Origin of the sequence: Halomonas sp. SpR1, assembly GCF_031010175.1 — a bacterium.
Classification (GTDB): domain Bacteria; phylum Pseudomonadota; class Gammaproteobacteria; order Pseudomonadales; family Halomonadaceae; genus Vreelandella.
The window spans coordinates 23553-36858 of sequence record NZ_JAUAMB010000006.1; the positions used below are offsets into that span (position 1 = coordinate 23553).

General features: G+C 54.9%; 13 protein-coding genes. All 13 read left to right on the plus strand.

The window, feature by feature from the left end:
* Positions 1-66: 66 nt before the first annotated feature.
* Positions 67-816 (plus strand): 30S ribosomal protein S2, encoded by a 750-nt coding sequence (gene rpsB / locus QT231_RS06335; protein ID WP_088698829.1) that lies wholly within the window; start codon positions 67-69, stop codon positions 814-816.
* 286 nt (positions 817-1102) lie between these two features.
* Positions 1103-1972 (plus strand): translation elongation factor Ts, encoded by an 870-nt coding sequence (gene tsf / locus QT231_RS06340; protein WP_308336076.1) that lies wholly within the window; start codon positions 1103-1105, stop codon positions 1970-1972.
* A 175-nt stretch (positions 1973-2147) separates the two neighbouring features.
* Positions 2148-2921 (plus strand): UMP kinase, encoded by a 774-nt coding sequence (pyrH, locus tag QT231_RS06345; RefSeq protein ID WP_308336077.1) that lies wholly within the window; start codon positions 2148-2150, stop codon positions 2919-2921.
* A 4-nt stretch (positions 2922-2925) separates the two neighbouring features.
* Positions 2926-3483, plus strand: coding sequence for a ribosome recycling factor (gene frr / locus QT231_RS06350; RefSeq protein WP_088698826.1), 558 nt, complete (start codon positions 2926-2928; stop codon positions 3481-3483).
* A 93-nt stretch (positions 3484-3576) separates the two neighbouring features.
* Positions 3577-4365, plus strand: coding sequence for a polyprenyl diphosphate synthase (gene uppS, locus QT231_RS06355; RefSeq protein WP_308336078.1), 789 nt, complete (start codon positions 3577-3579; stop codon positions 4363-4365).
* A complete protein-coding gene (locus QT231_RS06360) occupies positions 4358-5188 on the plus strand; it encodes a phosphatidate cytidylyltransferase (RefSeq protein WP_308336079.1) in 831 nt (276 codons plus the stop codon). Before uppS ends, QT231_RS06360 begins: the two co-directional genes overlap by 8 nt.
* Positions 5185-6396, plus strand: coding sequence for a 1-deoxy-D-xylulose-5-phosphate reductoisomerase (ispC, locus tag QT231_RS06365; RefSeq protein WP_308336080.1), 1212 nt, complete (start codon positions 5185-5187; stop codon positions 6394-6396). The genes QT231_RS06360 and ispC overlap by 4 nt, the downstream gene beginning before the upstream one ends.
* Positions 6397-6442: 46 nt before the next feature.
* Positions 6443-7801 carry an RIP metalloprotease RseP gene (rseP, locus tag QT231_RS06370; RefSeq protein WP_308336081.1) on the plus strand — a complete coding sequence of 453 codons (1359 nt, stop codon included), beginning with the start codon at positions 6443-6445 and terminating at the stop codon, positions 7799-7801.
* A gap of 100 nt (positions 7802-7901) precedes the next feature.
* A complete protein-coding gene (bamA, locus tag QT231_RS06375) occupies positions 7902-10253 on the plus strand; it encodes an outer membrane protein assembly factor BamA (protein ID WP_374694380.1) in 2352 nt (783 codons plus the stop codon).
* Between the two features lie 107 nt (positions 10254-10360).
* Positions 10361-10861, plus strand: a complete 501-nt coding sequence (locus QT231_RS06380; RefSeq protein ID WP_308336195.1) for an OmpH family outer membrane protein — start codon at positions 10361-10363, stop codon at positions 10859-10861.
* A 53-nt stretch (positions 10862-10914) separates the two neighbouring features.
* A complete protein-coding gene (gene lpxD / locus QT231_RS06385; protein WP_308336082.1) occupies positions 10915-11949 on the plus strand; it encodes a UDP-3-O-(3-hydroxymyristoyl)glucosamine N-acyltransferase in 1035 nt (344 codons plus the stop codon).
* A gap of 149 nt (positions 11950-12098) precedes the next feature.
* The gene (gene fabZ / locus QT231_RS06390; protein ID WP_071695290.1) at positions 12099-12542 is read left to right on the plus strand and encodes a 3-hydroxyacyl-ACP dehydratase FabZ; all 444 of its coding nucleotides are present in this window, start codon (positions 12099-12101) and stop codon (positions 12540-12542) included.
* Entirely contained in the window at positions 12539-13306 is a 768-nt protein-coding gene (gene lpxA, locus QT231_RS06395) for an acyl-ACP--UDP-N-acetylglucosamine O-acyltransferase (protein ID WP_308336083.1), read from the plus strand. Before fabZ ends, lpxA begins: the two co-directional genes overlap by 4 nt.

The window sequence follows — 13306 nt, forward strand, 5'->3', positions numbered from 1 at the left end:
TTACGCCGTCAACGGTCGGATCCATGGGGTGCGTGGAGGCCTAACCCGAGTTTTAGGAGTTTTACCATGTCTCACGTTAATATGCGTGACCTGCTTAAAGCAGGCGCTCACTTTGGTCACCAGACCAAGTACTGGAACCCGAAGATGAGCAAGTTTATCTTCGGCGCGCGCAACAAGATTCACATCATCAACCTTGAGCACACCCTTCCGGCGCTGAACGAAGCGATCGATGTGGTCGAGAAGATGGCGGCATCCAACAACAAGATTTTGTTTGTTGGCACCAAGCGTAGCGCTAGCAAGGTAATTAAAGAAGAAGCTAACCGTGCGGGCCAGCCGTTCGTCAACCATCGCTGGTTGGGCGGCATGTTGACTAACTTCAAGACTATCCGTCAGTCCATCAAGCGTCTGCGTGATCTTGAAACCATGCGCGAAGACGGCACGTTCGAGAAGCTGACCAAGAAAGAAGTCTTGATGGCCACTCGCGAGCAGGACAAGCTTGAGCGTTCTATCGGCGGTATCAAGAACATGGGCGGCCTACCGGACGCACTGTTCGTGATCGACGTTGACCATGAGCGTATCGCGATCAACGAAGCCAACAAGCTGGGCATCCCGGTTATCGGCGTGGTGGATACTAACTCCAACCCCGATGGCGTTGACTATGTAATTCCTGGCAACGATGACTCTATCCGCGCTATCCAGATCTACGTAAAAGCGATTGCGGATGCGTGTGGTCGTGCCAAAGAAGCCAACGCTGAAGAGTTCGTTGAAGTGACCGAAGAGGCCGCTGCAGCTGAAGACAATACTGCCGCTGAGTAAGTGCAGCAGTAGGTGCGGTGAGAAAGTGAGCCGCATCGTGATGAAGGGGGCTATGCCCCCTTTTTCCCGCTAGAGGTTTCTAGCTGTAGGTTGTTAACTGTAAGTTCTTAACTTTAAGTTATTAACTACAGAGAAAGCACCTAGACGGGACGAATTTGCCGGCTGTTGAATGCCGGCTCCGCAATGCAGAGAGACATAGGGCAGCGTGATACATGATGGTCATTTATCATGCCTATACTCTGTGTTGCGTCTAACTCTCATAGAACCATTTCAGAGGTGAATTCTCATGGCAGCTATCAGCGCCTCTCAGGTCAAGGAACTTCGCGAACGTACCGGTCTCGGCATGATGGAGTGTAAAAAAGCACTCACCGAAACCGACGGTGATATCGAAGTTGCGATTGAAAACCTGCGCAAAAGCTCCGGTCTAAAAGCGGCGAAGAAAGCCGATCGTATTGCCGCCGAAGGTGTAGTGGTTACGCGTGTAGCGGAAGATGGCAGCTACGGCGTAATGGTTGAAATCAACTCCGAGACCGACTTTGTCGCTCGTGATGACAACTTCATCGCCTTTGCCGACAAAATCGCCGCGGCTTTCTTTACTGCCAAAAGTGAAGATGTCGCTGCCGTTATGGCAGGCGAGCTGGAAACTGCCCGCGAGCAGTTGGTTCAGAAAATCGGTGAGAACATCGGTGTACGTCGTGCCATCGTCGTGAACGCTGCTGACGGTGGACTGGTAGGCGAATACGTCCACGGTGGCCGCATTGGTGTTCTGACCGTGCTGAAAGGCGGTACTTCGGAAGTCGCAAAAGACGTTGCGATGCACGTTGCAGCCATTAACCCTGCGGTTGCGCATCCTGCCGATATGCCCCAAGAACAGTTGGATCAGGAAAAAGCGATTATTCTGGCACAGCCGGATATGGCCGGTAAGCCGGAGCAAATCGCTGAGAAAATGGTTCAGGGCCGCTTGAAAAAGTACCTGGCAGAAAACAGCCTGACCGAGCAGCCGTTTGTTAAAGATCCCAACCAGACGGTGGCTGAGTACGTCAAAGCGGCGGGTGGCGAAGTGGTTGGCTTTACGCGCTTTGAAGTTGGCGAAGGTATCGAGAAAGAAGAAGTCGACTTTGCTAAAGAAGTTATGGAACAGGCTGGCCGTCGCTGAGGTCAGAGGTTTCAGAAAGAAGATGGCGTGCGCGGGAGCGCACGCCTTCGCGTATCCGGCCCCTGTATAAATAATGCTAGTATAATCGGCCCTAATATAGCTGGTTTATACACTGGTTTTATACCAAGGGACTGCCCCGCCTGCCTGTTTACAGGTTTGCCTCAGGAGAGATGCCATGTCGAGTGATGTTCAAGAGCCTACCCCCCATGTAGCACCCAGCAAAGCCCCGGGCACCAAGTCAAAATACAAACGTATTTTGCTCAAGCTGTCTGGCGAAGCGTTAATGGGGGAGCACGATTTTGGTATTGATCCTAAGGTACTTGACCGCATGGCGCTGGAAATCGGCCAGCTCGTCGGTATTGGGGTGCAAATAGGCATCGTGATTGGTGGTGGTAATCTTTTCCGCGGGGCGGCGCTTAATGAGGCTGGCATGGATCGTGTCACCGGTGACCATATGGGCATGCTGGCCACCGTGATGAATGCACTCGCCATGCGTGACGCGTTGGAGCGCTCCAATATCCGCTCGCGAGTGATGTCGGCCATCCCCATGAGCGGCGTAGTAGAGCACTATGACCGGCGTACCGCCATTCGCTATTTAACCTCAGGGGACGTAGTGCTGTTCTCTGCAGGGACAGGTAACCCCTTCTTCACTACCGATTCGGCTGCCTGTTTACGCGGTATTGAGGTGGACGCCGATGTCGTGATCAAAGCGACCAAAGTCGATGGCGTCTACAATAAAGACCCGGTAAAACATTCGGATGCAGTGAAGTACGACCAGCTCTCTTATGATGACGCCCTGGATCAAAAGTTGGGTGTTATGGATTTGACCGCAATCTGCCTGGTACGTGACCATAATATGCCGGTGCGGGTATTTGATATGAATAAGCCTGGTGCCCTACTGAATATGGTGGTAGGGGGCAAGGAAGGCACGCTGATATACAGAGGGTAATGACGTGATCAACGATATTAAGAAAGATGCCGAATCGCGCATGAAGAAAAGCGTTGAGGCGCTGCATAGCAACTTCAATAAAATTCGTACCGGTCGTGCTCATCCGAGCATTTTAGACGCGGTTACTGTGGACTATTACGGTAGCCAGGTACCGCTTAGCCAAGTGGCATCAGTCAACGTTGAGGACGCCCGCACGCTGACGATTGCACCCTGGGAGCAGGGTATGGTGCAGAAGATCGAAAAAGCCATCATGACCTCTGATCTGGGTTTGAACCCGGCCAGTGCAGGCAATGTGATCCGAGTGCCAATGCCCATGCTCACCGAAGAGACCCGCAAAGGCTACATCAAACAGGCGCGCAGCGAAGCTGAAAACGCCCGCGTGGCCGTGCGTAACGTACGCCGCGACGCAAACGGTGATTTCAAGTCGTTGCTAAAAGATAAAGAGATCACCGAAGACGATCAGCGTGAAGGCGAAGACGCGATTCAAAAGCTGACCGACAAGTATATTGCTGAGATCGATAAGGCGCTGACTGCAAAAGAGCAGGATCTCATGCAGGTATAAACCTGTGCTTTATTCAGCCGCGGGCAGCTTAGGCTGCCCGTTTTGCCACACTCTGGCTGGTTTTTTTATGACTGATCTTTGGTGCGAGAACCCATGACGTCTCCGCAGCTTCCTGAAAAACAGCCGGACGATGCCAGTGCGTCTTCTCTGGCCGGGGAAGCCCCGCCGTCTCACGTTGCCATCATTATGGATGGCAATAACCGCTGGGCGCGCGCGCGCGGACTTTCGGGGGTGCGTGGGCACCGAGCCGGAGTGGAAACCGTCCGTGCGGTGATTCAGCGGGCTGCCGAGCGAGAGGTGCAAACACTTAGCCTGTTTGCTTTCTCCAGTGAAAACTGGAAGCGCCCAGCCGCAGAGGTTAACGCCTTGATGGAGCTGTTTTTGATGGCGCTAAAGCGTGAAGTCAAAAAGCTCAACGAGCGTAATGTGCGCCTCTCGATCATTGGTGAACAGCGGGGCTTCTCCCACGCCATCCAGAAGCATATTCAGCGTGCTGAAGCGTTAACCGCAGGTAACACGGGTATGCACTTGGTGATTGCCGCCAACTATGGGGGGCAGTGGGACATAGCGCGTGCGGCGCGTGTACTAGCCGAACAGGTGGCGGCTGGGGAGTTATCGCCTGAGGAGATTGACGAGGCGTGCTTTGATACCGCGATGGGGGTTGATGACGTGCCGCCGGTTGATTTGTGTATACGTACCAGCGGTGAGCAGCGGTTATCCAACTTTATGCTTTGGCAGTTGGCTTATGCCGAGCTGCACTTTTCTCCGCTGCTATGGCCCGACTTCGGTGCGGATGCGTTTGACGCGGCATTAAACGACTTCTGTCAGCGCCGTCGTCGCTTTGGCATGACGGACGAACAAATAGAGGCGCAGGGTGCTTAAACAGCGGATTATCACCGCAGCCTGGCTGGCACCCCTGGTGTTGGTTGGCCTGTTTGGTTTAGACGGCGGCGCATTCGCGCTATTTACGGCGTTGATGGTGCTACTCGCCACCTGGGAGTGGGCTAATCTGGCGGGCGTTACCCGCACGGTGCAGCGTGCCCAGCTAGTGGCCGTGATGGCCGTACTGATGCTGGCGATGTGGCTGACCGGCGCTGCCACGGCTATATGGCCGCTGTGGCTGGCTGCTGCTGGTTGGCTGGTGAATCTCTACTGGGTAATCCGCTACCCTACTGCAGGGGCGCAATGGCAGGCTCCCGCTCGGCGCTTGGCGATGGGGTTGTGGGTGCTGTTGCCCTGCTGGGTGGGATTTAACGTTCTGCGCGACATTGGTATGGCTTGGCTGCTGTTTGTGCTGTTGCTGGTGTGGTGCGCGGATATTGGCGCCTACTTTGTCGGACGGAATTGGGGTAAGCGCAAATTGGCGCCCCACGTGAGTCCTGGCAAATCGTGGGAGGGCGTATTCGGTGGCTTGGCGGCGACTGCTATCCTGGCCATCCTTTTCGCGCTGTGGCTGCAGTTGGGCCTGGCTGGCAGCATTACCCTGATACTCATCACCGCTGTGGTCACCTTGGCCTCAGTGCTAGGGGATCTACTGGAAAGTATGCTCAAGCGCCACCGTAACATCAAAGATTCAAGCCAGTTGCTCCCCGGCCACGGTGGGGTGATGGATCGCATTGATAGTCTCACCGCTGCGATTCCGCTATTTGCGCTGTTCTATGTGGAAGTCCTTGTTGAGGTGTTTGCTCAGGTACCGCCACTATGAGTCAGTGCGCTAATCAACCAACGACTATGCAGCGCGTAACGGTACTTGGATCGACAGGCTCTGTGGGCACCAGCACGCTGGATGTGATTGGTCGCCACCCTGACCGTTATAGCGTCCATGCCCTAACCGCACACACCTCGAAAGAGGCCCTGCTAGCGCAGTGTTTAACGCACCGCCCCGCGGTTGCTGTATTGGATGATCAAGCCGATGCTGCTTGGCTGCGCGAGGAGCTTAAGCGGGCGGGCCAGCCAACCGAAGTGAGTGCAGGCCCGGAGGCGCTGTGTGATGTTGCCCGGGATACGAGCGTCGACTGCGTAATGGCAGCGATTGTGGGCGCCGCGGGTTTGCTGCCTGCACTCGCCGCCGCGGAAGCAGGCAAACGCGTGCTACTGGCCAATAAAGAGGCGCTGGTGATGAGCGGCGCACTGTTTATGGAGGCTGTTTCCCGCTCGGGGGCGACATTACTGCCGATTGATTCCGAACATAATGCCATTTATCAGTGTCTACCTGCGGAGCATCGCGGTGGGCTTGCCAAACACGGTGTTCGTCAACTGCTACTAACGGCCTCTGGGGGGCCGTTTCGTACCTGGAGCCAGGCTGATATTAACAATGTCACTCCCGAGCAGGCCTGCGCTCACCCGAACTGGTCGATGGGGCGTAAGATATCGGTGGATAGTGCCACGTTGATGAACAAAGGTTTGGAGTTGATCGAAGCTTGCTGGTTATTTGACGCCACTCCTGAGCAGATCCAAGTGGTAGTACACCCCCAAAGCGTGATTCACTCCATGGCGGCGTATCACGATGGCTCTGTGATTGCCCAGCTGGGTAATCCAGATATGCGTACACCCATTGCCTATGGGCTTGCTTGGCCGGAGCGCATTGACGCTGGCGTTGAAACCCTCGATCTTTTTCAGGTGGCACGGCTCGATTTTGAAGCCCCCGATGAAGCCCGTTTCCCCTGCTTGGGGCTTGCCCGTGACTCAATGCGACAGGGCGGTATGGCCCCTGTTGTGCTCAACGCCGCCAATGAAGTCGCCGTAGACGCCTTTCTGCAGCGCCGGATCGGCTTTACGGCGATTGGACAATTGGTGGCTGACGTACTTTCACGCCCCTATCAGGGCCGTGTTGATAGTCTTGAAAGCGTATTGGCAACTGATCAATGGGCGCGACAGCAGACGTTTGAACTGATAACAAAAGCGTCCGCTTGAGCATTCGCTGGGCTGGTCGTTAGCGCGGGGCATTAAGGAGTTCAGTGTGGGCCTAATACAGAATATTTTAGCGGTCATTGTGGTGTTGGGCCTGTTAGTAACTTTCCACGAGTTTGGCCATTTTTGGGTGGCGAGGCGCTGTGGAGTCAAAGTGCTGCGCTTTTCGGTAGGCTTTGGTAAACCGCTATGGTCGCGAGTTGATCGCCAGGGCACCGAGTATGCGATAGCCGCCATTCCCCTGGGTGGCTATGTCAAAATGCTCGATGAGCGTGAGGCGCCGGTACCGGAAGATCAGCTCGATCAGGCATTTAACCGCAAGACCGTTTGGCAGCGCATTGCGATTGTGGCGGCAGGGCCTATCGCTAACTTTTTACTGGCGATCGTGGCTTACTGGGTGCTGTTTGTGGCAGGTACCACGGTGGTGTCGCCGATGGTAGGCAGCGTTGCTCCTGACTCTCCAGCTGCCGAAGCCGGACTTGCCAATGGCGATGAAATTGTCGCCATCCAGGGCGATGAGATGCGCTCTTGGGAGGATGTTAACCTCAAGCTGGTGTCGATTATTGGCTTCAGCGGAGAGTTGGATATCGTCGCCCGCCCCGAAGGCGCGAGCGACCCACAGCGCTTTGGATTGTCGGTGACTGATTATTTGGTTCGCCAGGATCCGCCTCAGCCGCTGCAAACACTGGGTATTACCCCTTGGCAGCCTGAATTTCCGGCTGTTTTAGGCCAAGTCGTGAGCGGGGAGGCCGCAGAACAAGCAGGTCTGGAAGCTGGCGATAAGATGGTGGCGGTTAATGGCGAACCAGTGGATGATTGGATGCACTTCGTTAATATGGTGCGCAGTAGTCCAGGTGAAACGTTGCGGCTCACCTATGAGCGAAATGGTGAACAGTCGAGTGTTGACTTAACCCCCGGGCGTAACCGTTTGGAAACCGGGGTTGAGGTTGGTTATATCGGCGCAGGGGCTGAGCAGGTCGAGTGGCCAGCAGCGTTTCAGCGTGAAATCCGTTATGGGCCTATTGAAGCGGTAGGTCAGGCGCTTTCGCGCACCGGTGAAATGACACTGCTCACCTTGGATGCTATCCGTAAGATGTTGGTCGGGCTGATTTCGCCCTCCAATCTGTCGGGGCCGATCACCATTGCGCAGGTCTCGGGTGATTCTGCCCGTGCGGGTATGGAAGCGTTTATTGGCTTTCTAGCGTATCTTTCTATCAGCCTTGGGGTGCTTAACTTACTACCCATCCCGGTGCTCGATGGCGGCCACTTGCTCTATTATTTTATGGAGGTGGTGCGTGGACGGCCAGTATCAGAAAGAACCCAAGCCGTAGGATTGCGCATAGGGCTTGCCATGGTCGGCACCCTGATGTTGATGGCCCTCTATTTTGATCTGATGCGCCTGTGGTAATGACGCGTGTAGCGCGCAGGATGCCTTGTCATCTGCCTGCACAAATGTATATGGTGCCTTTCTGGAATGATAGGCAGACCAACGCGAGCGAATTGACTGCATGAAAATCAAGACCCTTGGAATGGCGGCACTCTTGCTGGCAGGCGCCAGCGGCGCCCAAGCACAATCCTTTGATGTTTCAGACATTCGAGTGGAAGGACTGCAGCGGGTATCTGCCGCCTCGGTCTTCAATGCATTTCCGGTGAGTGCCAATGATCGCGTCAGCGAAGAGCAGTTAGCTGCCGCTGCCCGTGACTTGTTCGCCACAGGGCTATTTGACGATGTCTCCCTGGCACGCGAAGGCGATGTCCTGGTTATTCAGGTCGTCGAGCGCCCGACCATTGCGCGGCTTCAGATCAGCGGCAACGATCAGATCTCCGAAGAAGATTTGCGCAATGGCTTGCGTGAATCAGGGCTCTCGGAAGGCCAGGTACTGGAGCTCTCTACGCTTGAAGAGATACAGCGCGAGCTGGAAGGTGTCTATCAGTCTCAAGGTCGCTACAGCGCCAGCATCGATACCGAAGTGGAAGAGGTTGATGAGGGCCGGGTTCAGGTCAATATCAATATCAACGAAGGCGAAGTGGCCAAGATTCGCCAAATCAATATCGTTGGCAACGAAGCCTTTGATGATGAGACGCTGCGTGGCGTGTTTGAGTTAAATGATCGGCCTGGACGCTTTTTCGGCTGGTTCTCTAGCGACGAGTACTCCCGTGAAGCGCTTTCCGGTGATATTGAGCGGCTGCGTTCTTTCTACTTGGATCGCGGCTACGTCAACTTCGACGTTACCTCGACTCAGGTGTCGATTGGCCCTGAAAAGTCCGAGATCTTTATTACTCTGAACGTCGATGAAGGTGCCCAGTACCGAGTTGGCAACATCCGTTTCGCAGGTGATCTACAGATCAGCGAAAACGAAGCCCGCCAGTTACTCACCGTTAAAGAAGGGGAGATTTTCTCCCGCGGCGATGTGAATGCCTCCACCGAAGCCCTGCGCCAGCGTTTAGGTGCCGAGGGCTTCGCCTTTGCTGATATTCAAGGCGTGCCTGAAATGGCAGGGGACGGTGAAACGGTCGACCTGGTTATTGCCGTCAATTCCGGTGAGCGCGCTTATGTACGGCGTATCGAGTTTTACGGTAATACCACAACCCAGGATGAAGTACTGCGACGTGAGATGATTCAGTTGGAAGGCGCACCCGCTTCCACCGAAGCCATTACTCAATCGCGTCAGCGTCTTGAACGGCTGGGCTTCTTTAGCCAGGTAGAAGTGGATACTCAGTCAGTGCCTGGCGAACCGGACTTGCTCGATGTGACTTATAATGTCGAAGAGCAGCCCTCGGGCTCAGTCTCGGCAAGCGTTGGTTTCTCCCAGAGTGCCGGGGTTATTTACGGTGTTGGGCTATCGCAGAATAACTTCCTGGGTACAGGTAATCGCGTCAACGTAGGTGCTCAGCGCAGTGATACGTTTACCAGCGTTAACTTCGGGTTCACCGACCCCTACTGGACACTGGATGGCATTTCTCGCGGTTATAATCTGTTCTACCGCGAAACCGATTACGCCGATTCGGATATTTCAACCTTCTCGACGGATGCCTACGGCGCTGGTATCAACTTTGGTTACCCCATTAGCGAGTTGTCGCGTCTTAACTTCGGTGCCAGCGTTGAAGACCTAACGGTGAAAACCTACTTCGACACGGCCTCTGAAATACGTCGCTATGTGGAAGATCAGGGCGAAGACGCACAAAGCCTGAAGCTGACCGCCAGCTGGACACGCAACAACCTCAACCGCGGTATCATGCCCACCGATGGCAGCTATCAGCGCCTGTCGCTGGAAACCGGCGCGCCGGGCAGCGATTCTGAGTACTACAAGCTGCGTGCGCGGGCGCAACAGCTCTTCCCGATCAACAATGATGAGACCTGGGCATTCAAATTTACTGGCAACGTTGGCTATGCGGATACACTGGGCGGCAACGATCCGTTCCCCTTCTATGAAAACTTCTATGCGGGCGGTCTTGGTTCGGTACGTGGCTTCACGTCGAATACGCTTGGCCAGCGCACGACGCCAGCAACCGAAGGTGGCCGTGACCGTACTCTGGGCGGTAACGTTTCCATAGAAGGTAGCGCCGAGATCATTTTCCCGCTGCCCTTTGTTGAAAATCAGCGCGCGCTGCAAACATCGCTGTTCCTGGATGGGGGTAACACCTTCCTGACCTCTTGCTACGATGTGCTTGCGGAAGATGCAGGGCGCCAGCAGTGTAACTCCGGCGTTGATCTGGGCGATTTGCGCTACAGTGCCGGTATCGGCCTTTCTTGGCTAACGCCGGTGGGCCCGCTGACCTTCAGTGTTGCCGAGCCACTCAATGATAAGAGCGGTGATGATACCCAGTTCTTCCAATTCTCATTGGGGCAGTCGTTCTAAGGGATAAGTGGCCTAAGGGATAATCGCTCTGAAGGGCAATCGTGCTAATTTTGCTAGACCGTGTGCCATGGCGGCGCGCGCTAGCCTGACATAAGGAGATAACGATGATGCGTAGACTAACAGCGGTGGTATGCCTGTTGGGCGCGATGATTTTGCCCGCTCACGCCGCAGAAGTCGCGGTGTTGGACTGGCGAGCAGCATTGATGAATACCCAGTCCGCACAGGCCTCAATGAGCAGCCTGGAAGGGCAGATTGGCAATCAGCAGCGTGAAGCGCAGAACCTGGGTAATGAGCTACAGCAATTACAGCAGCGTTTGCAGAACGAAGGCGAAACCATGGCTCAGTCTCAGCGTGAGTCGCTAATTAGCGAACTACAAGAGAAGGGTAGCCGTTTTGAGCAGCTTCGCCGGGAGGTTATGCAGGCCCAGCAGCGCTCCGAACAGCAGTTTTTGGAAAGCGCAGAACCGAAGTTGGAGCAAGCCGTCGCACAGGTGCTGGAACGTCACGGTATTGATGTACTGGTTGAGCCCCAAGGCGTACTGCACTCTGGGGTAGATCTGCCCAATGTGACCGATGAAGTCACGCAGATTTTTGATACCTTGAACTAAATTTAAATGATGATTGGTGTGGCCAAGCCACACCAAAGCTTCCCTAGGCTCCCATGACGCACGCTTCTCATCACCTAACCCTCGCAGACATTGCGCGCCAACTAGGCGTTACCGTTAGCGGCAACGCCCAGCAGCCGATACGTGGCTTGGCGACGCTAAAAGAAGCGCAGCCAGATCAAGTCGCTTTCCTGGCCAACCGCGCCTATCTGAAAGATTTGGCGACGACCAAGGCGGCAGCGGTATTGCTGCACCCTGAGCATGGCAAACACTGCCCGGTAGCGCGTCTGGAAATCGATAACCCGTACTTGGGCTATGCCAAGCTATCGCAGCTGTTTGACCCGCTGCCTGCCCGCGACGTCGCCGGTATTCACCCCACGGCGGTAGTGGCAGAGGGCGCTCAGATAGGCGCCGACGTCTGCATTCAAGCGCACGCCGTGATTGAAGCGGGTGCGGTGTTGGGCGATCGCGTGGTGATTGGGGCGGGGAGCGTGGTTGGTGCCGACAGCATTATTGGTGAGGCAACGCGTCTGCACGCCAATGTCACTGTGTGCCATGGGGTGGTGATTGGTAAGCGAGTCATCCTGCAAAGCGGCTGTGTCATCGGCGGTGACGGGTTTGGTTTCGCCCATGACGGTTCTGGATGGCATAAAATTGCCCAGCTGGGGGGCGTGGTGCTGGGTGATGATGTTGAGGTGGGAAGCTGCTCCAGCATCGATCGCGGCGCGCTGGGTGATACGGTGATTGGCAATGACGTTAAAATTGATAGTCAGGTGCAAATTGCCCATAACGTCATCATTGGTGACCACAGTGCCTTAGCGGGCTGTGTAGGTATTGCTGGCTCTACCAAGGTCGGTAAGCACTGTATGCTGGGTGGTGGCGTTGGCTTGTCAGGCCATTTGACGATTTGCGATAGCGTTCAGGTCACGGGAATGAGTTTAGTGACGAACTCAATCCATGAGCCAGGGGTCTACTCCTCCGGAACTGGCGCCATGGCCAATAGTCAGTGGCGTAAGAACGCGGTGCGTTTTAAACAGCTCGATGACATCGCTAAGCGCCTATCCAGATTGGAAAAAAAGCAACGTGATTAGTAATGGCTGATTGAATTTTAACTGCTGCTGTTTTGAGGCTAGATGGCAGCGGGGTATAATCCCAGCCTTTTAATCAGCGAACGTGCTGGTATTTGCCTGACGCTCTTCAGGAGTACATCAGGCGTTTTGTTATTTTAGAGGTCGCTACGATGGTTATGGATATCAATGAAATTCGCGAGTACTTGCCCCACCGCTACCCGTTTTTGCTGGTGGATCGAGTAACGCAACTCGCCATCGGTGAATCCATCGTTGCGTACAAGAATGTCAGCATCAACGAGCCGTTCTTTAACGGCCATTTTCCGCATCACCCGATTATGCCCGGCGTGCTGGTGATTGAAGCGCTGGCCCAGGTATGCGGTATTCTCGGCTTTAAAACGGTCAATAAACTGCCTGCCGATGGCTATGTATACTACTTGGTAGGCAGTGACAAAGTGCGCTTTAAGCGCCCGGTAATGCCGGGTGATAAGCTCACCTTAGAAGCCGATGTGATTAAAGGTAAACGCGGTATTTGGAAATTTGCATGCCGTGCCACGGTTGACGGTGAGCTGGCCTGCGAAGCGGAAATTATTTGTGCCGAGAGGAAGGTGGCTTGATACATCCTACTGCCCTGGTCGACCCGACGGCGCGCCTTGCCGACGATGTTGAGGTAGGCCCTTTTAGCATTATCGGCCCCGACGTCACCATCGGTGCTGGTTCGGTGATTGGCCCCCATGTGGTGGTTAAAGGTCCCACCACTCTGGGTGAGCGCACGCGTATCTTTCAGTTCGCCTCGGTAGGCGAAGACTGTCAGGATAAAAAATACGCAGGCGAACCCACACGGTTGGTGATGGGGGACGATAACGTGATTCGTGAAGGCGCCACCATTCACCGTGGCACCGTTCAGGATCGCAGTGAAACCACCATTGGTTCGCGCAACCTGTTTATGGCTTATGTGCATGTCGGCCATGATTGTGTGATTGGTAACGACTGCATTTTGGCCAATCAGGTGACCCTGGCGGGGCATGTCACCGTCGGCGATCATGCCATTCTAGGTGGCTTGGCGGCAGTGCATCAGTTCTGCCACTTTGGTGATCACGCCATGGCCGGTGGTGGCTCGATTATTACCAAGGACACCCCAGCCTATATCATGATTAATGGCAACCCGGCGGAAGCGCGTGGCCTTAATCTGGTGGGATTAAAGCGCCGAGGCTTTAGCCGCGAGGCGATCAGTGCACTCACCACCGCCTATAAAATGGTCTACCGCCAAGGGCTAACCACTGAGCAGGCGCTGGTCGAAATGCGTAGCCGTTTTGATCTGCCCGAAATCGAGCATTTTGCCGCCTCTATTGAGCGTTCGACCCGCGGCATTACCCGCTAA

Excerpts from the sequence above, each read along its gene's own strand:
- tsf (WP_308336076.1), top strand. The coding sequence starts at position 1,103 with ATGGCAGCTATCAGCGCCTCTCAGGTCAAGGAACTTCGCGAACGTACC.
- QT231_RS06380 (WP_308336195.1), top strand. The coding sequence starts at position 10,361 with ATGCGTAGACTAACAGCGGTGGTATGCCTGTTGGGCGCGATGATTTTG.
- ispC (WP_308336080.1), top strand. The coding sequence starts at position 5,185 with ATGAGTCAGTGCGCTAATCAACCAACGACTATGCAGCGCGTAACGGTA.
- fabZ (WP_071695290.1), top strand. The coding sequence starts at position 12,099 with ATGGTTATGGATATCAATGAAATTCGCGAGTACTTGCCCCACCGCTAC.
- rpsB (WP_088698829.1), top strand. The coding sequence starts at position 67 with ATGTCTCACGTTAATATGCGTGACCTGCTTAAAGCAGGCGCTCACTTT.
- pyrH (WP_308336077.1), top strand. The coding sequence starts at position 2,148 with ATGTCGAGTGATGTTCAAGAGCCTACCCCCCATGTAGCACCCAGCAAA.
- bamA (WP_374694380.1), top strand. The coding sequence starts at position 7,902 with ATGAAAATCAAGACCCTTGGAATGGCGGCACTCTTGCTGGCAGGCGCC.
- lpxD (WP_308336082.1), top strand. The coding sequence starts at position 10,915 with ATGACGCACGCTTCTCATCACCTAACCCTCGCAGACATTGCGCGCCAA.
- uppS (WP_308336078.1), top strand. The coding sequence starts at position 3,577 with ATGACGTCTCCGCAGCTTCCTGAAAAACAGCCGGACGATGCCAGTGCG.